The organism is Bradyrhizobium sp. Pha-3, from assembly GCF_042258325.1.
Lineage (GTDB): Bacteria > Pseudomonadota > Alphaproteobacteria > Rhizobiales > Xanthobacteraceae > Bradyrhizobium > Bradyrhizobium elkanii.
In genome coordinates this window covers 8,849,521-8,872,825 of record NZ_CP170151.1, presented here as the reverse complement: position 1 = coordinate 8,872,825, position 23,305 = coordinate 8,849,521, and the positions used below count along the sequence as shown (strand labels likewise).

Sequence of the window (23,305 nt, the reverse complement as noted above, 5' to 3'; positions counted from 1 at the left end):
CGATCGTGCGTCGAGCGGCTCTCACACGCGTCAACCTTACCCATTCATGATCTCAACTCCGTGCGCGGAATGAGAATTCGTTATTGTTGCCAATGACTTGCGGCGCAAGGTAACTATTCGGCAATTTTTTGAAAGGCGACCGATTGCGGTCGCTCACGCATATTGCCGAGGTCCTTGTGTCGAATCCCGTTGTTCTGACGCTGACGACCAGCGATCCGCTCCACGATTATCTCCAGCTCTACAACGCGATCTCGGCGATCAGCGTCGGCGGCGGCCTGGCAGCGGCCAACACCGACTACGTCATCAACTTCTCGCTCTCGTCCGGCGCGCGCACGTTGCAATTGCTGGACGATCTGCCGGCCATCAATCTGATGAACGGCTCGACGCTGACCTTCGACGGCAACTCCGACTACAACAATCAGCTCGGCGGTCAGGACTACAGCGACGTCATCGACGCGCGCGGCTACCAAGGCTTCGTCGTCACCTCAGGCACGGTGACGTTCAAGAACCTCACGATCGTCAACGCGGTTGCAAGCGGCGGCAATGGCGGGGTCGGCGGCGGTGGCGGCGGCGCGGGTCTCGGCGGCGGCCTGTTCGTCGGGCAGAACGCCAACGTCACGCTGAACAATGTCAATTTCGGCAGCAACACGGCCAAGGGCGGCGATGGCGGTGTGGTCGATCCTGCCGGCGGCGGCGGCGGTGGTGGCGGCATCGGTGCCGATGGCGGCAGCGGCAATGGTGGCGGCGGTGGTGGCGGCGGCTTTGGTGGCCAAGACTATTACGGCTACCACGGCAATGGCGGCAACGGTTACGCGGAGACAGGCTCCGACACCCAGCATCCCTCGACCGGGGCGCAGACCGCGGGCGGCACACCGGCGACGATCGAAGGTGCGGCGGGCGGCGGACAGGGCGCCGACAATTACGGCGGCTCAGGCTACGGCGCACATGCCGGCGGTGGCGCGAGTGGCGGCGGTGGTGGCGGCGGTGTCGGTGGCGGCGGCGGCGGCATCGGTGGCGCCAATTCGGTGGGCGGCGGCCTCTCGGGCACCCTGATCGGCTTCGGCGGCGCCGGCGGCATGGGCGGCGGTGGCGGCGGCGGCATTTATGGCGGCGGCAACGGTGGTTTCGCCGGCGGTGGCGGCGGCTCCGGCAACGGCAGCGGATACGCGCATACCGGCGGCAATGGCGGCTTCGGCGGCGGTGGCGGCGGTTCGAACGGCACGCCCGGCACCGGCGGATTCGGCGCCGGCAGTGGCTCGCTCGCCGGCGGCGGTGGCGGCGGCCTTGGCGCCGGCGGCGACATCTTCGTTCAGCAAGGCGGCAAGCTGACCGTCATCGGCGGCACCTTGATGGATGCGACCGAGACCGGCGGCACCGGCGCCAATGGTGCGGGCAACGGCTCCGCCTATGGCGACATCTTCATCCAGGGCACGATGGTGGTCACGCCGACGCACGCCATCTCCTCCCCCTTCGCGGGCGGGCCGACGATATCGACGACGCTCACGATAGCTGACACGATCGCCGACGAACGTGGCATCAGCGGCAGCGGCACGACCGGCAAGCTGGTCGTCTCCGGCGGCGGCACGCTGACGCTGACTGGCGCCAGCACTTACGTCGGCGGCACCCAGATCGACGGCGGCAACATCGTCTCGATCACAGCCGACAACAATATCGGCGGTTCGGCCGGTACACTGATCCTCAACGGTGGCACGCTGACCACGACCGGCGGCTACAACTTCACGCACGATATTCAGATCACCAGCAATGGCGGCACCTTCGACATATCGTCCGGCACGATCGCGGACACCGGTTCGATCAGCGGCTCCGGTACGTTCATGCTGTCCGGCGCCGGCACGTTGCAGCTCGGGATGGGTCAGCTCGCCGGGCTGACCGGGACGTTCGGTCTGAGCAGCGCGCATCTGTCGCTGACATCGAGCGGCACTTTCGACGACACGCTCTCGGTCAGCGGCAATTCGATCCTGTCGATCGCGAACGGCAAGACCGTCTCCGACACGGCCCTCGTCACCGGCGGCGGCAATCTCGGCGTCGACGGCGGCGGTACGCTCGTGCTTGGCCATGCCGCCAATAACTACGGCAGCACGACGATCTATTCGGGCACGGTGTGGCTCACCGCGGCCGGCGCCGCCGGAACCGGCAACATCTCGTTCACGACCGGCATCGCCGGCACGCTGAAGATCGACAACGCCGCCCTGAGCGGCAATGCCTTCGCCAACACGATCGCGAACTTCAATCCCGGACAGTTCATCGATCTGACCGGGCTGCAGTACAACACCCAGAATCCGTCGCTCAACACGGTCAGCCTGTCCGGCAACACGCTCTCGATCTCGAACGGCACCACGACCGATACGCTGACCCTTGCCGGCGTCGGCGCCGGGACCAGTTTTCAGCTCTCGCAGGATGCCAACGGCGGAACGATCGTGCAGGTCGTCTCGACGCGCGTCTTCAATGTCTCCAACGTCGCCGAGCTCAACGCGGCCATCCTGCAGATGGATTCCGGCGGGCAGAACGCCGCGCCGAATGCCAACTACACAATCAACATCACGGCGAACTTCAGCCTGACGTCGGAGCTGTACGCGCTCAATCTCTTGAGCGGATCGAGCGTCACGATCAACGGCAGCGACGGCCACGGCGGCACGCATACGATCGACGGCCTCAACGCCCAGCGTGGCTTCTTCGTCTATGCGGGTAGCGTCAATCTCGAGAACCTGACCATCCAGAACACGGTGGCCGCCGGCGGCGGCGTCGTCCGCGGCGGTGGCGGCGGTGGCGCCGGGCTCGGCGGCGCGCTGTTCATCTCGTCGAACGGCAGCGCCACGATCGACAATGTCACCTTCCACAATAGCGCGGCGATCGGCGGCAACGGCGGTGCCGGCGGCACTGGCAGTATCAGCTCCGGCTACGGCTTCGGCGGTGGCGGCGGGATGGGCGGACGCGGCGGAAGCAGCGGCGGCGGCGGGGTCGGCCTCGGCGCTCAGGGCGCGGACAGTGATCTCTTTAGAAGCGGTTCGCCCGGCATTATCCCCAACACCGCTGGGGGCGGCAAAGGGAGCGACGGTTACCTGATCTCGATCGGGGGCGGGACCGAGCTTTACTGGTATGGCGGAGCAGGCGGCGCCAACGGTGGAGGCGGCGGCGCGGCTGGGTGGATCGGCAGCGGCGTCCGCGCACCCTACGGTCCGGGTGGCGGTGTCGGCGGCGGCAACGGGGCTGATGGCGGCAATGGCGGCTTCGGCGGCGGTGGCGGCGATGGCGGCAACGGCGGCTTCGGCGGTGGCGGCGGCTACAATGGCGACGGTGGCTTCGGTGGCGGCGGTGGCATCGGCGGTGTCGGCGGCTTCGGTGGCGGCAATGGCGGCACCAATGGCAACGGCGCGCCGGGCGGCGGTGGCGGCCTTGGCGCGGGCGGCGACGTTTTCGTTCAGCAAGGCGGTTCGCTGACCGTCAAGAGCGGCTCGCTCTCCAATGATTCCGGCTTCAGCGCCGTCAAGGGCGGCACCAACGGCATCGGCCAGGCCAGCGGCTCGGGTTTCGGCTCCGGCATCTTCATCCAGAGCAACAACGATCTCAGCTTCGCGCCGGCCAGCGGCCAGACGCTGACTGTCGCCAACGACATCGCGGACCAGAGCGGCAATGGCGGCACCGGTGCCAATGCGGGCGTCGGCGGCCTCGCCATCAGCGGCGGCGGCACCGTCATTCTCGGCGGCAACAACACCTACACCGGCAATACCACGGTCAGCGGCGCCGGCACCCGGGTGTCGATCTCCGCCAACGTCAATCTCGGCGCGGTCACCAACGTGCTGAAGCTCGGCGACGGCACCGGCATCAGCTTCACCGACGGCTTCACGCAGACCCGCAACATCACCGTCGCAGGCGATCCGGTCTTCAATGTCGCGGCCGGCGAAACCGTCACCCAGAGCGGCGTCATTTCGGATGGCGCGACGCCTGGTGATGTCGAGGTGACCGGCGGCGGCCGGCTGGTGCTGTCCGCGCACAACACCTATTCCGGCGGTACCGTCATCAAGGGCTCGATCCTCGAGCTGGCGGCGAACGGCGCGGCGGGAACCGGTGCGGTCGCCTTCACCGACGGCAGCACCGAAAAACTCGTGCTCGATACCGCGGCATTCTCCGGCACCTCGTTCAGCACGTCGATTACCGGCTTTGCCGGCGGCGACACCATCGACTTTGGCAACATCGCCTATGACGTCGCGGCAACGCTGTCCTATGCGAACGGCGTGTTGCTGGTGAAGAGCGGCAGCGGCACGACGCTCGCCTCGCTGAACCTGAGCTTTGGCGCCGGCGCCTCGGCCGGCTCGCTGCTTCTTGGTTCCGATGGCTCGGCGACGCCGCATCTGGAAATCCGGTCGCAGGCAAGCATCGCCTCGATCACGGCTGACACCACCGATCACCTCACGATCCTGAACGCCGGCAAGGTTGTGACCATCACCGTCAACTTCAGCAACACGGTGAGCGTGACCGGCGCGCCCGAACTGCTGCTCAACGACGGCAAGGCCGCGACCTATCTCAGCGGCAGCGGCTCGCAGGCGCTGGTGTTCAGCTACACGGTGCAGGACGGCGACAGCACGTCTGATCTGCAGGTGCAGAGCCTCTCGCTCAACGGCGGCACGATCAGGGATCCCGGCGGCCAGGACGCCGACGTGACCCATGCGGCGACCGATTTGCATCTCGTGATCGACGCGATCGCGCCGACTGTGTCGGTCGCGGCGAGCTCGACCGCGCTGCTGGCCGGGCAGACCTCGACCGTCACCTTCACCTTCTCCGAGGCGGTCACCGGCTTCGCGCTGACGGACACGACGGTGAGCGGCGGCGCGCTGAGCAACCTCGTGCATGTCGGCGTCAACGCCGCGCACCAGGACGTCTACACGGCGACCTTCACGCCCGACGTGACCAATGCCGAGGCGGGCTCGGTGCAGGTCAACGCGTCAAGCTATACCGACAGCGCCGGAAACGCCGGCACGGCAAGCAGCCCGATCACCTTCACCGGCGATACCAAGGCGCCGACGGTGGCGGTTGCAGCCGATCACACCACGCTGGTTGCCGGCGATAGCGCGGTTGTCACGTTCACCTTCTCCGAGGCCGTCACCGGCTTTGGATTGGGTGATGTCACCGTCCAGGGCGGTACGCTGGGCAATCTCACCCATGTCGGCGTCGATGGCGCCGGCCATGACGTCTACACCGCGACCTTCACGCCCGATGTGACCAATGCCGAAGCTGGCTCGGTGCAGGTCAATGCATCGAGCTATAGCGATACGGCCGGCAATTCCGGCTCGTCGAGCAACACGATCAGCTTCACCGGCGACACCAAGGCGCCGACCGTGTCGGTTTCAGCTGACCACGGCACGTTGCTCGCCGGTCAGACCGCGGTCGTGACCTTCACCTTCTCCGAGGCCGTCGCGGGCTTCGCGCTCGGCGACATCAGCGTCAGCGGCGGCGTGCTGGGCAGCCTTGTCCATGTCGGGGTCGATGGCGCCGGCCAGGACATCTACACCGCGACCTTCACGCCCGATGTCACCAACGCCGAGGCAGGCTCGGTGCAGGTCAACGCATCGAGCTATAGCGACACGGCCGGCAACGCTGGCGCCGCCAGTAACGCCATCAACTTCACCGGTGACACGCTGGCGCCGACGGTCTCCGTCACGCTCAATCCCGACACAGTGCTGGCCGGCGACCGCTCGGTCGCGACCTTCACCTTCTCGGAGGCCGTGTCGGGCTTCGCCCTTGGCGACATCACCGTCCATGGCGGCGCGCTGAGCAATCTCGTGCATGTCGGGCTCAACGGCGCTGGGCAGGACGTCTACACCGCGACCTTCACGCCCGATGTCAGCGACACCGAGACCGGCTCGGTGAAGGTGAATGCGTCCGGTTACAGCGATGTGGCCGGCAATGCCGGCGCGGCAAGCAACACCGCCACGATCGGCGGCGATACGCTGGCGCCGACGGCGTCGATCGCGGCGGATCGTAACGCGCTGCTGGCGGGCCAGACCGCGCTGGTGACGTTCATTTTCTCGGAACAAATCGCGAGCTTCGCGCTCGGTGACGTCACGGTGCATGGCGGGGCGTTGGGCAATCTGGTCCATGTCGGCGTCAACGCATCGGGCCACGACGTCTACACGGCAATTTTCACGCCGGATGAAAGCAACACTGAAGCGGGCTCGGTGCAGGTCACCGCCGCGAGCTATACGGATGTCGCCGGCAATACCGGTGCGGCGAGCGGCAGCATCAATTTTACCGGCGATACCAGGGCGCCGACGGTGTCGGTTGCCGCGAGCCCGAGCACGGTGCTTTCGGGCCAGACTTCGGTTGTCACCTTCACCTTCTCCGAGCAGGTCGCAGGCTTTGCGCTCAGCGATACCGTCGTCGCCGGTGGCACGGTGACCAATCTGGTCCATGTCGGGCTCAACATGTCGGGGCAGGACGTCTACACCGCGACCTTCACGCCAGATATCAACGACGTCGTGGCGGGCTCGATCCGGGTCACCGCCGCGAGCTATGCCGACGTATCAGGCAATACCGGCGCGGCGAGCAATATCGCGACGATCGGTGGCGACACGCATCCGCCGACGGTATCGGTGGTGGCCGATCACACCTTGCTGCACGCCGGCGACGCCGCGCTGATGACGTTCACCTTCTCCGAGGCGGTCGCAGGCTTCGGACTCGGCGACGTCACCGTCCATGGCGGCTTGCTGGGCAGCCTCGTCCATGTCGGCATCAACGGCGCGGGCCACGATATCTACACCGCGACCTTCACTGCCGATGTCACCGACCATCTGTCGGCCGATCTTTCGGTTGCCGGGGCGAGCTACACCGACATCGCCGGCAATGCCGGCGGAGCAAGCAACGCGATCGGCTTCACCGGCGACACCAAGGCGCCATCGGCGCCGACGCTAATGCTGCACCGGGACACCGGCGTCTCCAGCACCGACCACATCACCAGCAATGCGCTGATCGATTACACCAAGTTCGATGCGGCCGACACGCTGCGCTACAAGGCCGACGGCGCGTCGGGGTTCTCGACGGCGGCGCCGGTCTTCACGACCGACGGCGTGCATTCCGTGACGGTGCAGGAGGTCGACGCCGCCGGCAATGTCGGCGCATCTTCGAGCCTGACCTTCACCCTCGACACCACGGCGCCTCATCTCACCGGAATCACGGCGACGCCCTCCGGCGGTGTCGCAGCGCCGGGTTCGCTGGTGCAACTGACGGTCGGGTTCAACGAGGCTGTGCACGTCAATGGCGGCACGCCGAGCCTGACACTGAACGATGGCGGCACCGCAATCTACGACGCCGCGGCGACGGCGCTGCTCGGCGATTCCTCGAAGCTGGTGTTCGATCATGTCGTGTCGTCGACCGATCGTGCCGGCTCGCTGGCGGTGACCGGCTTCGCCGCCAATGGCGCCGATGTCGTCGACCTGGCCGGCAATGCGGCCTCGCTTTCGGCGGTGTCCGCCGTCTTCGACGCCCTGCACATCAACGAGACCATCGTGCCGGCCTACACGCTCGGCGCCATTACGCGGCCGGAATTGCATCTGGATCTGGGCGGCCGCATCATCATGGATGCAACGGCATCGGCATTCGCCGGACATTATGGCACGCAGTACCTGTTCCTCGGCCTGCCGGCGGGAACGCCCCATCAGACCGTTCCCGACTTTCATCTCTGATCGCAGCGCGGCCGGAAGCTCCGGCGCGGCGCCTCATTCCGCTTAGCGGAAACAGATTGCTGCCGCTGCGGCTTGCTGCAGTGCAGGCCATGCGGCATGATCCGGCCCTCGAAACGGACCTGATGGAACGAGGTCCGCGCTGCAAGGGAGGGTTGGAATGAGACGAGTTTTGGCCGGCGTGTTGGCCTGTGCGTTTGCGATCTCGGCGAATGCGTCGCTGGCGCAGGACAAGCCTCCGCTGAAGCTCGGCGGCATCCTCGATATGTCGAGCCTCTATGCCGACATCACCGGCTCGGGTAGCGAAACCGCCGCCAAGATGGCGATGGAGGATTTCGGCGGCGAGGTGCTCGGCCGCAAGGTCGAGATCGTGGTCGGCGACCATCTCAACAAGGCCGACCTCTCCGCCAACATCGCCCGCGACATGATCGACAACCAGGGCGTCGAGATGATCTTCGACGTCGCAGCGTCCGCGACCGCGCTCGCCGCTGCCGAGATCGCCAAGGCGCGCAACAAGATCATCATGTTCAACGGTCCGGGTTCGATCCGCCTGTCCAACGAGGCCTGCGGCCCCTATACCGTGCACTACGTGTTCGACACCTTCGCGCAGGCCAATGTGACCGGCCTTGCCGCGGTGAAATCCGGTCTCGATACCTGGTTCTTCCTCACCGCGGACTACGCGTTCGGCCAGGACCTGGAAAAGGATACCAGCAATGTCGTGGTAAAGTCGGGCGGCAAGGTGCTCGGCAGCGTGCGGCATCCGATCAACACCTCGGATTTCTCGTCCTTCCTGCTGCAGGCGCAGGCCTCGAAGGCCAAGGTGATCGGCCTTGCCAATGCCGGCGGCGACACCATCAACGCGATCAAGCAGGCGGCGGAATTCGGCCTCACCAAGAGCGGCCAGAAACTGTCGCCGCTATTGGCCTTCGTAACCGACATCGACAGCGTCGGGCTCGATACCGCGCAGGGCCTGTTGCTGGCGGAAGCCTTCTACTGGGATCTCAACGACGACAGCCGCGCCTTCACGAAGCGCTTCATGGAACGCACCAAGCGGGTGCCGACTTCGGCACAGGCCGGCGTCTATTCCTCGGTGACGCACTATCTCAAGGCGGTGAAGGCCGCCGGCACCACCGATGCGGCAGCCGTCATGAAGGTGATGAAGGAGACCCCGATCAACGACATGTTCACCAAGAACGGCAAGATCCGCGAGGACGGCCGCATGGTGCACGACATGTATTTGTTCGAGGTCAAGAAGCCGTCGGAATCGAAGGGCCGCTGGGACGACTACAAGCTGGTGGCGACCGTGCCGGGCGACCAGGCTTTCCAGCCGCTGTCGGAGTCGCGCTGCCCGCTGGTGAAGAAATAACGCTGCGACAACCAACAACAACGAAAGGCAAAACGCCATGAGCGATAATCAGATGGTCCTCCAATCCCTCGACAAGGGCCTGCTCACCATCACCATGAACCGCCCCGATCGGCGCAACGCGCTCAATCCCGATATGACGCGCGGCCTCGTCGAGGCGGCGCGGCGCGCGCAGGACGATACCGAGGTACGCGCGGTGCTGATCCGGGGCGCCGGCGGCACCTTCTGCGTCGGCGGCGACGTCAAGTCGATGGCGGAAGGCCGCGCACCGCTGCCGTTCGAGGCCAAGATGGCCAATCTGCGCCGCGGCATGGAGGTCTCGCGCATCCTGCACCAGATGCCGAAGCCGGTGGTGGCGCAGCTCGACGGCGCCGCGGCCGGCGCTGGGCTTTCGATCGCGCTGTCCTGCGATCTCCGCATTGCCAGCGCCTCCTGCAAGATCACCACCGCCTTCGCCAAGGTCGGCTTCTCCGGCGATTACGGCGGCACCTATTTCCTGACCAAGATGCTCGGCAGCGCCAAGGCGCGCGAGCTCTACATGATGTCGCCGGTGCTGTCGGCGCAGGAAGCCTACAACCTCGGCATGGTCTCCAAGGTGGTGCCCGATGCCGATGTCGAGGCCGAGGCGCTGGAACTGGCACGCTCGCTGGCGCAGGGGCCGTCGGTGGCGCTCGGCTACATCAAGCGCAACATCAACAATGCCGAGACCATGACGCTGGAAGCCTGCTTCGACGGCGAGGCGATCCACCACACGCGTGCCGGCGAGACCACCGACCACAAGGAAGCGGCCAAGGCCTTCGTCGAGAAGCGCAAGCCCACCTTCCAGGGGCAGTAGACCATGGCCGAGTACATGCGGCTGCGGCAGATCTGCCTGGTGGCGCCGCAGCTTGCGCCCGTCATCGCGGACATCTCCGCGATCATGGGCCTCGATGTCTGCTATCGCGACGGCAATGTCGCGAAATACGGCCTCGAGAATGCGCTGCTGCCGGTCGATACAATCCTGCTCGAAGTCGTGGCGCCGTTCCAGCCGGGGCCGGGCACGGCGGCCGGCCGCTTCATCGAGAAGACCGGCGGCCGCGGCGGCTATATGGCGATCTTCACTTGCGAGGATCCCGACGCGCGCGGCGCCAAGGCCAACGCGATCGGCGTGCGCACCGCCAACGTGATCACGCACGCGCCGTATCACGGCGTGCAGCTGCATCCGCGCGACTGCCGCGCTGCCTTCATCGAGTTCAACCACACCGACGGCAGCGACGACATCTTGGGGCCGTACCCGCCGGCCGGCCCGGACTGGCAGAAGTCGATCCGCAAGGACACGACGCTGTCGCTGACCGAGGTCGAGATGCAGAGCCCCGAGCCTGAGGGGTTGGCGGCGCATTGGGGCAGGATCATCGGCATTCCCGCCAATGGTACCGTGGTGAAGCTGGCGAACAGCACCTTCCGCTTCGTCAAGGGCGACAGCGAGATCATGAGCGGCTTGACGTTCAAGGTCGCCGACAAGGCGAAGGTGCTGGAGGCCGCGAAAGCCAGAGGCTGTGCGGTGAAGGGCGATGAGTTCCAGCTCTGCGGCGTGACGTTCAAGCTGACGGCGTGATTTCGTAGCCCGGATGCAGCGAAGCGAAATCCGGGACCGCGCTCTTCGCGGATGAACCGTTCCCGGATTGCGCTGCGCTCCATCCGGGCTATGTGTCTTTATTTCCCGTCATCCTGAGGAGCGCCCAGCGCGTCTCGAAGGATGCACGGCCCGGCTGGTGGCCGTCCATCCTTCGAGGCTCGCTCCGCTCGCACCTCAGGATGACGGGAAGGGCGGTTGAGCTAGCGGCGACGATTCAATATCGTCGAGCGCAAGAACAACAACGGAACACGCCCCCATGCCGCATCCGCTCGATACCTTCTTCGCCCCAAAAAGCATCGCGCTGATCGGCGCCTCGCGCGATCATGAGAAGATTCCCGGGCGGCTGCTCGCGATGCTGCGCAAGAACGGCTATCCCGGCGCGCTCTATCCGATCAATCCGAACTATGACGAGATCGACGGGCTGAAGTGCTTCAAGTCGGTCGCCGAGCTCGGCGCGCCGATCGATCTTGCCGTTATCGTCATTCCCGCGCGTGCGGTGCTGCCGGCGCTGGAGCAGTGCGCGGCCGCCGGCGTGAAGAATGCGGTCATCATCTCGTCCGGCTTTGCCGAAGAGGGCGGCGACAGCGCTGACATGCAGGACGCGATCGTGGCGCTGGCGAAGCGGACCGGGATGCGGATCTCCGGTCCCAATGCCGAAGGGTTTTACAGCCAGGCGCAGAAGGTCGCCGCGACCTTCAGCCCGACCGTCGACGTCAAGCTGGAGGCACCCGATCTGGTCGCCGGCAAGCGGCGCATCGGCATTGTCGCGCAGAGCGGCGGCATCGGCTTTGCGATCTATCATCGCGCCAAGGCGCTTGGGGTCGCGCTCAGCTATGTCGTCAGCGCCGGCAACGAGAGCGATCTCGGCGCCGGCGAGTTCCTCGACTACATGGTGCAGGATGCCTCGACCGACGTGATCCTGTTGTTCATCGAGGGTATCCGCGACGTCGACAAGTTCCTGGTGGCGGCGAAGCGCGCGGCAGAGCTCAGGAAGCCCGTGATCGTAACTAAAGTGGGGCGCTCCGGTGCCGGCGAGCGCGCGGCGGCCTCGCACACCGCGAGCATGGCCGGCTGGTCGGCGGCCTATGACGCGGTGTTCGCAAAATACGGCTTCATCGTCTCCAACGACCTCGACGAGGCCGTGACCATTGCCGCGGTTCTGACCACCAATCCGCTGCCGAAGGGCGATCGCGTCGCGGTGCTGACGGTGTCCGGTGGCGCCGGCATCTGGGGCGCCGATACCGTCTCGATGCAGGGTCTGCGCGTGCCGGAGCTTTCAGCCGCGATCCAGAGCCAGATCAAGCAATGGATGCCGTCCTACGGCGCGGCAGGCAATCCGGTCGACGTGACCGCGCAGGGCGTGTCATCCGGCGGACTGCAGAAGAGCATCGAGCTGTTCGACACGTCTGATGAAGTGGACGCGACGCTGGTCGTGCTGTCGCTGTCGAGCGAGACGCGTATGCCGTTCAAGGAAGCCGAGCTGAAGCCGGTGATCGCCGCGCAGCACAAGCCGGTGGTGTTCTACTCCTACACGCTGCCGTCGCAATTCGCGCGGCAGGAGCTTGCCAAGTCGGGCGTCGTAGTGCTCTCGGGGCTGACCCATGCCGGCGTCGCGATGCGGCGGCTGGCGGACTATGCCGCCTTCAAGCCGGCGCCGGAGATCGCGGCATCCGCGTCGCCGGCGCACGATCTCTCCGCGCATCTCACGGCGAAGACGCTGTCCGAATATGACAGCAAATCGCTGCTGCGCGCAGCCGGGATCGCTTTGCCCGACGAGGTGCTGGTAACGGATCGCGACGGGCTCGACGCCGCGATCGAGCGCGCCGGATTTCCGCTGGTCATGAAGATCCAGTCGCCCGCGATCGCGCATAAGAGCGAGGTCGGCGGCGTCCGCGTCAACATCGCCGCCAAGGGTGCGGCGTTCACGGCCTATCGCGACATGCTGGAGACGGTGCCGAAGCAGCGGCCGGGCGCTGAAATCCAGGGCGTGCTGGTCGGGCCGATGGCCAGGCGAGGCGTCGAGATCATCATCGGCACCATGACGGATGCGACCTTCGGGCCGATGGTGATGGTGGGGCTCGGCGGCATCACCACCGAGCTGTTCAAGGACGTGGTCTATCGCCCCGCGCCGGTGAGCGTGGCTGAAGCGGCCACGATGCTGGAGACACTGAAGGCCGCGCCGCTGCTGCGCGGCTTCCGCGGCGCGCCGAAGGCGGATGTCGCGGCACTGGCGCGGTTGATCTCGCAGATTTCGGTGCTGGCGGCGCAGCACACGAACGAGATCGCCGAGATCGAGGTCAATCCGGTGCTGGTGCACCCGGAAGGGCAGGGTGTCACGATCGTCGACGCGCTGGTGGTGCCGAAATAATTCGGTGTCGTCCCGGCCTAGTGCGCAATTGCGCACGGGAGCCGGGACCCATAACCACCGAAGTGAGTTGTGAGAGAAGCCGACGCCGCTTGTGCCCCTTCCGCAGGCCGCGGCGTAAGGGTCCCGGCTTTCGCCGGGACGACCCGTGGAGAGAGCGGCGCTCGCGACTACCGCCCCTTGAAGTTGGCGACGCGGCGTTCGGCCGTCGCCTTGACGCCTTCCTTGAAGTCTTCGGTCGCGCGCAGCTTGGTCTGCTCGGCGAGCTCATGGTTGGTGGCGGCGAGCACGCGGTCGGCGAGGTCGGCGCGCATGGTGGCGCGGGTCGAGATCAGGCCGAGCGGCGAGCATTCGGCGATCTCCTGCGCGAGCTTCATGGCTTCCACCCGCACCTGATCCTGTGGCACCAGCACATTGGCGAGGCCCCAGCGATAGGCCTCTTCGCCGGTGACGCGGCGGCTGGTGTAGAACATCAGCTCGGCATTGTTCTTGCCGATCAGCTCCGGCAGCGTCGTGGTCAGGCCGAAGCCCGGATGGAAGCCGAGCTTGGTGAAGTTGGCCGAGAAGCGCGCCTCGGGGCAGGCGACGCGGAAGTCGGCGGAGACGGCAAGGCCGAGGCCGCCGCCGATCGCGGCGCCATGGATCGCCGCGACGATCGGCTTCTTGTTGCGGAAGATGCGCACCGCCTGAACGTAGAGATGGTTGATCGGCAGGTTGGAGGCCGGATCGCTCTTGGCGCGCTCCTCCTGCTCCTGGCGGGCCGGATCGCCAAAATTGGCGCCGGCGCAGAACGCCTTGCCTTGCGCCGCCAGCACCGAGGCACGGATCTCGATATTGTTGTCGAACTCCTCCAGCGCGTCGGCGATCTGGTTGATCAGCGCGACGTCGAAGAAGTTCAGCGGGGGTTTTCGGATTTCGATCAGGCCGACATGGCCGTGAGTTTCGACGCCGATATCAGTGTACTTGGTCATGATCTGTCCTCGTTGAATTAGCGAAGGCGAGCCCGCGCGGCTAGCGCAGACCAAGTCCGCGGGCGATGATGCCACGCAGCACCTCTGTCGTGCCGCCCTGGATCGTCAGCTTGGGCGCGGTCTTGATGGCGAAGTCGAGCTGCTTCTCCAGCGTCTCGCGGTTGGTCGCGGTCTCCTCGACGAACGCGGCGAGATCGCGGACGCGATGCGGCAGCTGCTGCTCCCACACCGTGCCGATGTCCTTGACGATCGACGCCTCCACCACCGGCTCCTTGCCGGCCTGCAGCATGCCCGCGACCGATACCGACATGCGGCGCATTGTGTGCACCTGCGCCACCAGGCGTCCGATGCCCTCGGCGCTGCGGGTGTCCGGGTTCTTGCCGACCGCGCGCACGAGCTCGGTGAGCACGTAATAGGTCTCGAGGAAGCGCTCGGGACCACTTCGCTCATAGGCGAGCTCCGACGTCGCCTGCTTCCAGGCGCCATCGACCTCGCCCAGCACGTGATCGTCGGGCACGAAATAGTCGGTGAACACGACCTCGTTGAACTCGAATTGCCCGGTGATCTGGCCGATCGGGTTCACCTGGATACCCGGCTGCTTCATCTTGACCAGGAACTGGGTCAGGCCGTGACGGCGGTTTTCCTTGGTCGGCGGCGAGGTACGGAAGATCGCGATCATGTAGTCGGCGATATGCGCCGACGAGGTCCAGATCTTGGTGCCGTTGATCAGATAGCCGCCGTCGGTCTTGGTCGCGCGGGTCTTCGCCGCGAACAGATCGGAACCGGAGTTCGGCTCGCTCATTCCGATAGCAAAGCAGACCTCGCCGCGGCAGATCCGCGGCAGGATGTCCATCTTGATGTGCTCGGGGGCGTATTTCAGAAGCACCGGTCCGCTCTGGCGGTCGGCGACAAAGAAGCGCCGGGTCGGCGCGTTCGCGACCCGCATCTCCTCGGTGACCACGTAGCGCTCCAGGAACGAGCGTTCCTGGCCGCCATATTTCTTCGGCCAGGTCATGCCGAGCCAGCCCTTGGCGCCGACGCGGCGGGAGAATTCCGGCGCGTCATTGTCCTCGCGGTTCGGCGCGTGGGGATCGAAAGTGCCGGCGGCGATTTCCTCGGCGAGGAAGGCGCGCACCTCCTTGCGGAGCTGCTCGCACTTTTCCGGCAGGCGGATCGGATCGAAACGAAGGGCTGCAGTCATGATGTCCAGTCCTGATCTTTCTGCCTGATCTCAGCGCGAAGCCACCAGCGGCCACAATTCATCGGCGCCACGATTCGCGACGAGCTTGCCGAGCTCGACCGCCCAGTAGCTCTCCGAGCCGAAATCGTCGCGCCAGGCCAGCGCCCGCAGCGAATAGCGGTGCAGGATGTGCTCGATGGTGAAGCCGATCGCACCATGCACCTGATGCGCGATGCCGCTCCCCTTCTCCGCCGCTTCCGAGCACCGGATTTTTGCCGAGGCCGCTTCGAGGAACACCGCATCGGTGTCCAGCGACTTGGCGCTGACGATCGTGTCGGCGGCCGAGGTCGCGGCAGCGAGTGCCGCGGCATTTTCGCCGGCGAGCCGGGCGAGGTTGTGCTGCACCGCCTGGAATTTCGAGATCTTCTTCTCGAACGCGACGCGCTCGTTGGAATAGCGCACGGAGATGTCGAGCATCGCTTCCAGCGCGCCGGCAATCTGCAGGCTGCGCACCACGCCGCCCATCAGCATCAGCGTGGTCTGGTCAAAACCCTTCGGCGCCGGCTTGGTTGTGACCGGCTGCACCTTGTCGAGCGTGACGGTGTCGTTGTGATCGCCGCCAAGCCCGATGCCGGATTCGATCCGGCACTTGGCTGCGTCGACCAGCGCAATCGACACCCCGCCATTGCCAACAGCCAGCACCGCGAAATGCTTTGCGTCCTTCGCAAACGGTACGCCGCGGGCACGGCCGGAGAGGCTGCCGTCGGCGTTGAGCGTCACACGGTCCTTCGGGCTTGCCGGCAGCACGGTCATCTCGCCTTCCGGAGAGGCGATCTTGCCTTGCGTCAGCAACCAGCCGGCCAGCATTGTTTCGGCCAGCGGAACAGCAATCGCATGCCGCCCGGCGACGTTGAGCACGCTAAAACCTTCGGCGAGACTGGCGCCGGAACCGCCGAGATCGTCGGGCACCCAGGACAGCGGCAGGCCGGCTTCGGTCAGCGCCTGCCACAGCGGCGCCTTCCATGCGCCCTGCTTGTCGTGATTGATGGTTTGGGCATCCGCGAGATCGGCGAAAATCTTTTCCGCGGTCTCGGCGACGATGTTCTCACTCTCCGCCACAGCGTTCCTCGTGTTGATTGGCTCGGGCTGGCCGTTCGGCCATGCCCTGCTTGCGATGTTGTCTTGCGCTCAATGATGCGGAAAAGCCATAGCCGTGACAAGCGCTGCCCGCAGGGCCACTTGCGCGGATGGCATGAAGCCGGACATGGCGCATGAATTCCGCATAGTGAACTTTCGATTGTCCCTGTTTGTATGCCACGCATGCGCGCAAACTGGCCGGCGGCATAGGTTCAGTCCGCCAGATGAAACTCGATCGCCTTCCGCATCAGGTCGGCGAACTCGGTCTCCTGGGTGACCAGCGCGTCGTTCAATCCGGCCACGCACAGCACCAGCGGTTCGTTCGATTCCGCTGACGGCGGCAGGTTCATGGCGACGGCGCCCGCGCCCGGCGTGACCAGGCCGAGCGAGAAGGCGTGCCCCTTGGCGCGGACCTTCTTCAGCTCCAGCAGCAACGCCTTGATGTCGACCTGCCGATCGGGCCGCGTCTCGTTGGCGTTGATCAGGCGCACCAGGCGGCGCACCTCCTTGTCCGGATAGGCCGACAGCAGCGCGTAACCCGATGCCGATCGCGCCAGCGGCCGCAGCGTTCCGGCCTTGACATACAGCCGCATCGGCAGCTTGGCCTGAATGATATGGACATACTGCGCGCTGAGCCCGTTGCGCACCGCGAGCATGATGGTCTCTCCGGTCCGCGCGGAGAGCTCTTCCATCAAATTGACCAGGCGTCCCTTCGTGAACAGCGCCGGGCTCAGCCAGTGCCCCAGCATCGAGATTCGCGGCGTCGGGATATAGGTGCGGCGGCTGGTGTCATAGTGGAGATAGCCGAACGCCGTCATCGTCCGCATCAACGCCGAGGTGCTGGACTGCGGGAACTTGAGCGCCGCCGCGACCTCGATCGCGGAAGCGGCGCGCTGGTGCTCCTCGAAGAATTCGAGCACATCGAGCACGCGCCGCGCCGACTTGACCGCATTGTCCATCTTCGGCAGGTCGCGCGAGGTGTCGCCGGGGAAATCGGGGCGGTCGAAAGTCCGCGCGCCGGCAGCCCCGCCGGCCTTCGCCAAATCTTTCTTCGCCACCGGCATCGCTATCGTCCCTGCTGCGCCACCCGCCGCTTCAGCCACCAGCCATATTGCTCGGGCCAACTCGTCCACTCCGGATCGCATCCGAGCGCAAGTGCCGTCTGCGCGGGCCAGTTCGGATTCCACAGCAGTTCGCGGCCGAGCGCAATAAGCGTCGCCTTGCCGTCCCGCAAAATGGCTTCGGCGTAGTCCGGTTCGCGGATCAGCCCGACCGCCACCGTCGGCATGCCGGCTTCCTTCTGGATGCGCTCGGCGAACGGCACCTGGAAGCCGGGGGTGCGCGACACCAGCGAATTGCCGCGCGGCAGCTTCATGCCGCCCGACGAGCAGTCCACCATGTCGATCCCGATCGCCTTCAGCTCGGTCGCGAACGTGATCGAGTCCTCGATCGACCAGCCGATGTCGACGCCGTCGACCGACGAGATGCGGACGAAAGCCGGCAGATGGTCCGGCCATTCCTCGCGCATGATCGCCGCGATCCGCAGCGGCAGGCGCATGCGATTCTCGCGCGATCCGCCGTACTCGTCGTTGCGGTTGTTCGCCAGCGGCGACAGGAACGAGTGCATCAGATAGCCGTGCGCGCAATGCAGCTCGATGACGTCGTAGCCGGCCGCCCTGGCGCGTCGAAACGCCTGGCGATAGTCGTCCACCAGGGCATCGATCTGCTCTGACGTCATCATCTGCGGCGAGGGCCAGCCGTCATCGAACGGAATGCCGCTCGAGGCCGCGATCTGCCACGGGCCTTCGCCGCGCGCCTTGATATCGGCCTCACCCAGCGGGTTGCCGCCTTCCCACGGCCGCTGCGACGAGCCCTTCCGGCCACCATGTGCGATCTGGATCGCGGCCTTGGCGTTGAAGCTGTGGATCAGCGCGGCGAGGGCGGCGTGGTCCGCGATGTGCGTATCGTCCCAGATGCCGAGGCATCCATGGGTGATGCGCCCCTGGGTGTTCACCGAGCTCTGCTCGACGAACACGAGGCCGGCGCCGCCGGCGGCGAGCTTGCCGATATGCGCGGTGTGCCAATCGGTGGCGCGCCCCTCCCGCGCCGAATAGGTCGCCATCGGCGAGACCATGATCCGGTTTTTCAGTTCGAGGTCGCGCAGTTGCAGCGGGGTAAAGAGCAGCGGCAGTTCGGTCATGCGATCTCCAGCCTTGCTTGTGGTTTCTTGCCTGTGGTGTGTGGATTCGTGTGCGCAATCATTTCTTCAGCAGCGGGCAGGCGCTCTCCTCGGGCGTGGCAAACGCCTCCTTGCCCGGGATCACCTGCACCAGCTTCTCGTAGTCCCAGGCGCCCTTCGATTCGGCCGGCGACTTCACCTGCACGAGATACATGTCGTGGATCAGCTGGCCGTCCTCGCGCAGGAATGCGTTGCGGGCGAAGAAATCGTCGATCGGCATGTCCTTCATTTGCGCGATCACCTTGGGGCCGTCGTCGGTGCCGGACTTCTCGACCGCCTTGAGGTAGTTCATGACCGCGGAGTAGAGACCGGCCTGCACCATGGTCGGCCGCTTCTTGGTCCTGGCCATGAAGCGCGCGGCGAAGTCTCGGGTCTTGTCGTCGAGATCCCAATAGAAGGCGGTCGCGAGCTGTAGCCCCTGGGCGGCCTGCAAACCGATCGCGTGGATGTCGCTGGTCTGCATCAGGAAGGCCGCGAGCTTTTGCGTGTGCGCCATCCCGAATTCCTGCGCCTGCCGGATCGAGTTGGCGAGGTCGCCGCCGGTGTTGGCAAAGGCGATCACATCGGCCTTCGAGCTCTGGGCCTGCAGCAGATAGGACGAGAAATCCATGCTGTTGAGCGGATGCCGCACCTCGCCGGCGATGCTGCCGCCGACCTTCTCCACGGTCCTGGCCGCGTCGTTGCGCAGGGCGTGGCCGAAGGCGTAGTCGACCGTGACGAAGTACCAGCTCTTGGCGCCCGACTTGGCCAGCGCCCGAACCGTGCTGTTGGCGAGCGCATAGGTATTGTAGGTCCACTGCACCGAATTCGCCGAGCAGCCCTTGCCGGTCAGATCGGAGGAGCCTGCCGACGACACCAGCATCGCCTTGTTCTTCTGCTTGGTGAGTTCGAGCACGGCGAAAGCGACCGCGGAATTGGCGAAGTCGACGATGACGTCGACATTCTCCTGCTCATACCAGCGCCGCGCGATGCCGGCGCCGACATCCGCCTTGTTCTGATGGTCGGCATCGACCATCGCGATCGGCTTGCCCAGGACCTTGCCGCCGAAATCCGCGATCGCCATCCGGACCGCTTCGACCGCTCCGGGGCCGGCCGCGTCGGCATAAAGACCGGCCTGATCGGTCAGCACGCCGATCTTCACCATGTCGTCGGATATCTGTGCGTGGGATGGCGCGGCGGCGAAGGCGACTGAGAGGATTGCAGCGCTCGCGGCCATCCGTCCGTATCTCGATGTCATTGTCCCTGGTTTCCTCTAGTTCGATTGCCTTATGGCGTTGGTCTTGTCTTGCCGCAGGTCGATCATGCCCGGATGCGACTGCGGATCCCTGTCCGCGCCGAGCAGCACGTGTTTCTGGATCTTGTTGGTCGAGGTCAGCGGCAGTTCGGCCACGAAGGCGATCCACGCCGGCAGCTTGAACGGCGCCAGGCGTTCGCGGCAGAAGTGGAAGATGTCTTGCGCGAGCTCGCGTGCAGCATCGGTGCCGTCGTTGATCACGATGAAGGCCGCAACTTCCTCGTCGCGGATCGGATCGCGCGCGGCGACGACCGCCGCCTGCTTGACCAGAGGCGACGTCGTCAGCACGGCCTCGACCTCCGCCGCCGAGATGTTTTCGCCGGCGCGCCGGACCAGGTGCTTCAGCCGGTCGACGAACACGAAGGCGCCGTCCTCGTGCTGCCACGCGCTGTCGCCGGTGTGAAACCAGCCGCCGCGCCAGGCCTGCTCGGTGGTCTCGGGGTCCTTCAGATAGCCGGAGAAGAAGCCGCGCCGCGGCGTCGCTTCCGAATGGCGCACGCAGAGCTCACCGACTGCGCCTGCCGGCAGCGTATTGCCGTCGGCATCCAGAATGATCATTTCGAGGCCGGGCACGCTGCGGCCGATTGTGTTGGTCTCGAGATGGCGCGGCTCGACTGTGTTGAAGGGGCTGCGTCCGGTCTCCGTCATGCCCCAGCCTTCGACGAAGGGGATGCCGAAGCGTTCGCGAGCCCGCGCGCGCTGCTCGGGATTGGCGCCGACGCCCATCGAGAAGCGCAGCGCATGGGCTCTCTCGTCCGGCGTCTCCCGCTGCGCCAGCAGGGCCGCGACGATCACGCCGAGATAATGCAGCACGCTTGCCCGGCACGCGACGATGTCGCGCCAGGCATGTTTCGCGTTGAAGCGTTCCGGCAGGATCAGACAGCCGCCGGTCAACATCATCGCGATCGGGGTCAGGGTCAGGCCGGCCATGTGAAACAGCGGCAGCGGGCTGTACAGGCGCTCCGTTCCTGCATGATACGTCGCATCGCCGCCGTGGCTGACGTACCAGCGGCCGGTCGAGACCACGTATTCATTGGTCAGGATGCATCCCTTCGGGCGCGCCGTTGTGCCTGACGTGTAGAGCAGCGCAGCCTCGGTCTCGCTTCCCGGCTCGCCGGCGCGCGGTGGTGGCCGCTGGGCCTGCGGGACTTTCTCGATGCCGGCGCCGAGATCGTCACCGGAGACGACGAGCAGCGGAACGTCGCCGGTCAGCGCCTTCTGCAATTCCCTCTGATCAGCCAGCGTGACGATCAGGTCGGGTTCGGCATGCGCGATCAGGTACGCGATTTCCGCCGCGCGATAGGCCGGGTTGATCGGAACGATCGAGACGCCGAGGCCGTTGAGCGCCAGCCAATGCACGACGAAATCGGGCCGGTTCTCCAGCAGCAGGCAAGCGCGGTGTCCGTGGCCGAAGCCTGCTGCGCGGTACTGATCGCGCAATGCGCAGACCTGCCGCGCGATGGCGCCATAGGACAGTTCGACGCCATCGGGAAAGTATGCGCGGTCGGGACGCGCGGGAACGCAGAGAAAGGGTTTGAATGCTGCCGCATCGGATGTCGCAGCGAACGTGCTGAACACGGTGTACATCGTGGCGAAACTTCCCTTTGACGGCCGCTGATCGATGTCAACGATGCCGATCCGAAGGAGCCCGGGTGCTTCGTTGAGCGCATTTGTCATGCGATCGCGACGTTGCGCGGAAGCTATAAGGACGAATAATATGCTGTCAAATCCATTATGAGTTTCCATAAAACTCATATGTAGTTTGAAGCCAAAAGCGGAGGTAACGAGATGAAGATGCACATGTTGTCGGGCGGCCGTCTCCAGATGTCGAAGCGGACTTATCTGCCTGACGCGGCGCGCGGCGAGATGATCGAGCTTCCGGTGTCCTGCGTGCTGTTGCGGCACACGCAAGGCAATGTGCTGTTCGATACCGGATGCCATCCCGATGTCGCGACCGATCCTGAAGGACGGCTCGGCACGCTGGCCAAATACATGCGCCCGATCATGCCGGCGGACGACCATGTGCTGACGAGCCTGAAGGCGGTCGGCCTCGGCACCGACGACATCGACGTGGTGATCTGCTCCCACCTGCACACCGACCATTGCGGCTGCAACGCCTTCTTCAAGAAGGCGACGATCTTCGTCCACGCACTCGAGGTCGAGGCGGCGAATGCCGATAACGCGTTCGATCGCGGATACGTCAAGGCGGATTGGGATCATCCGCTGAAGATGGAGATCTTCGATAAGCAGATGGACGTGTTCGGCGACGGCAAGCTCACGCTGGTCCCGCTGCCCGGCCACTCGAAGGGAACGACCGGCGCGCTGGTCAAGCTCGACAACAGCGGCGAATTCCTGCTGGCGTCCGACGCGCTCAGTGTGCGCGCCAATCTCGACCAGCGGACCTCACCGAGAAACAGCCTCGATGTCGACCAGTTCCTGAAGTCGCTCGACGAGATCGCCAGGATCGAGGCATCCGGCGTCAAGATCATCTGCGGCCATGACGAGGGGCAGTGGGCCAGCCTGCAAAAGGGAGCGAACGCGTATACGTGAGGATTTGGCGCGGTTTGCAGATGCTGTCCCACGCGATATGGTGTGCCGCCGCCGGAGTTCATCTGGCTCACAACAACAAGGAAAATGCAGATGTCCAAGGATGGTTTGTGCGCGATCGTGACGGGATCGGCATCGGGACTCGGCGCCGCCACCGCGCAAATCCTCGCCACGCAGGGCGCGCGCCTCATCATCAACTATTCCAACAGCAAGGCGGAAGCCGAAGCGACCGCGGAAGCCTGCCGCAAGCAAGGCGCCGAGGTGCTGGTGGTGCAGGGCGACGTCTCGCGCGATGAGGACTGCAAGAAGATCGCGGCCGCCGCGCAGGGCTGGGGCCGCCTCGACGTGCTCGTCAACAATGCGGGCACCACCAAGCACGTGCCGCATCACGATCTCGACGGCCTGACCGCGGAGGATTTCCAGCGCATCTATGCGGTCAACACCATCGGCCCGTTCCAGATGGTTCGTGCCGCGCGCGCGCTGCTCGAAGCCGGCGCGAAGGCATCTAGCCGTCCCTCGGCGGTGGTCAACGTCTCCTCGGTCGCCGGCATTTCCGGCGGCGGCTCGTCGGTCGCCTATGCCGCGAGCAAGGGCGCGCTCAACACCATGACGCAGTCACTGGCGCGCGCGCTGGCGCCGTTGATCCGCGTCAACACGGTGTGTCCGGGCTATATCGATACGCCCTGGTTCACCAAGGGCCGCGGCGAGGCGGGCGCCAAGCAGGTGCGCGATACCGTGGTCGCGCGGGTGCCGCTGAAGGTCGCATCAACGGCCGAAGATATCGCCAATCTGGTCTGCTTCCTGGCAAGCCCGGCCTCGAGCAACATGACCGGCGAATTCGTCCGCATGGATGCCGGCATGCATCTGATTCAGTGAACTGGCTATCCACGTCTTCCGACC

14 protein-coding genes are annotated in these 23,305 nt (G+C 65.6%); 7 read left to right on the top strand and 7 right to left on the bottom strand.

The window, feature by feature from the left end; all coding sequences use genetic code 11:
- Positions 1-176: 176 nt before the first annotated feature.
- The 5 genes from ACE10X_RS42385 (at position 177) to ACE10X_RS42365 (ending at position 13,040) form a co-directional block, all read left to right on the top strand.
- Positions 177-7,697, top strand: coding sequence for an Ig-like domain-containing protein (locus ACE10X_RS42385; protein ID WP_375763834.1), 7,521 nt, complete (start codon positions 177-179; stop codon positions 7,695-7,697).
- A 157-nt stretch (positions 7,698-7,854) separates the two neighbouring features.
- Positions 7,855-9,060 carry an ABC transporter substrate-binding protein gene (locus ACE10X_RS42380; RefSeq protein WP_304557349.1) on the top strand — a complete coding sequence of 402 codons (1,206 nt, stop codon included), beginning with the start codon at positions 7,855-7,857 and terminating at the stop codon, positions 9,058-9,060.
- A gap of 37 nt (positions 9,061-9,097) precedes the next feature.
- Positions 9,098-9,892: an enoyl-CoA hydratase gene (locus tag ACE10X_RS42375; RefSeq protein ID WP_038388809.1), complete on the top strand. Its 795-nt coding sequence runs from the start codon at positions 9,098-9,100 to the stop codon at positions 9,890-9,892.
- Between the two features lie 3 nt (positions 9,893-9,895).
- A complete protein-coding gene (locus tag ACE10X_RS42370) occupies positions 9,896-10,651 on the top strand; it encodes a hypothetical protein (RefSeq protein ID WP_304557348.1) in 756 nt (251 codons plus the stop codon).
- A gap of 277 nt (positions 10,652-10,928) precedes the next feature.
- Positions 10,929-13,040, top strand: a complete 2,112-nt coding sequence (locus tag ACE10X_RS42365; protein WP_038388814.1) for an acetate--CoA ligase family protein — start codon at positions 10,929-10,931, stop codon at positions 13,038-13,040.
- 167 nt (positions 13,041-13,207) lie between these two features.
- Here ACE10X_RS42365 and ACE10X_RS42360 read toward each other — a convergent pair whose 3' ends face one another.
- From ACE10X_RS42360 to ACE10X_RS42330, 7 genes are all read right to left on the bottom strand, one after another.
- Positions 13,208-14,008, bottom strand: coding sequence for an enoyl-CoA hydratase/isomerase family protein (locus tag ACE10X_RS42360; RefSeq protein WP_038384713.1), 801 nt, complete (start codon positions 14,006-14,008; stop codon positions 13,208-13,210).
- A 40-nt stretch (positions 14,009-14,048) separates the two neighbouring features.
- Entirely contained in the window at positions 14,049-15,209 is a 1,161-nt protein-coding gene (locus ACE10X_RS42355) for an acyl-CoA dehydrogenase family protein (RefSeq protein WP_018269158.1), read from the bottom strand.
- Between the two features lie 30 nt (positions 15,210-15,239).
- On the bottom strand, positions 15,240-16,307 hold the full coding sequence (locus ACE10X_RS42350) for an acyl-CoA dehydrogenase family protein (RefSeq protein ID WP_038384714.1): 1,068 nt from the start codon (positions 16,305-16,307) through the stop codon (positions 15,240-15,242).
- 230 nt (positions 16,308-16,537) lie between these two features.
- Positions 16,538-17,389 carry an IclR family transcriptional regulator gene (locus ACE10X_RS42345; protein ID WP_375763833.1) on the bottom strand — a complete coding sequence of 284 codons (852 nt, stop codon included), beginning with the start codon at positions 17,387-17,389 and terminating at the stop codon, positions 16,538-16,540.
- Positions 17,390-17,391: 2 nt separating this feature from the next.
- Positions 17,392-18,525 carry an NADH:flavin oxidoreductase/NADH oxidase gene (locus tag ACE10X_RS42340; RefSeq protein ID WP_038384716.1) on the bottom strand — a complete coding sequence of 378 codons (1,134 nt, stop codon included), beginning with the start codon at positions 18,523-18,525 and terminating at the stop codon, positions 17,392-17,394.
- A 58-nt stretch (positions 18,526-18,583) separates the two neighbouring features.
- A complete protein-coding gene (locus ACE10X_RS42335; protein WP_038384717.1) occupies positions 18,584-19,801 on the bottom strand; it encodes an ABC transporter substrate-binding protein in 1,218 nt (405 codons plus the stop codon).
- Positions 19,802-19,816: 15 nt separating this feature from the next.
- Positions 19,817-21,445 (bottom strand): AMP-binding protein, encoded by a 1,629-nt coding sequence (locus tag ACE10X_RS42330; protein ID WP_375763832.1) that lies wholly within the window; start codon positions 21,443-21,445, stop codon positions 19,817-19,819.
- Positions 21,446-21,646: 201 nt separating this feature from the next.
- Between ACE10X_RS42330 and ACE10X_RS42325 the strand changes: the two genes are divergently transcribed.
- Positions 21,647-22,408, top strand: a complete 762-nt coding sequence (locus ACE10X_RS42325) for an N-acyl homoserine lactonase family protein (RefSeq protein WP_038384719.1) — start codon at positions 21,647-21,649, stop codon at positions 22,406-22,408.
- Positions 22,409-22,498: 90 nt separating this feature from the next.
- A complete protein-coding gene (locus tag ACE10X_RS42320) occupies positions 22,499-23,281 on the top strand; it encodes an SDR family NAD(P)-dependent oxidoreductase (RefSeq protein ID WP_038384721.1) in 783 nt (260 codons plus the stop codon).
- Positions 23,282-23,305 lie beyond the last annotated feature (24 nt).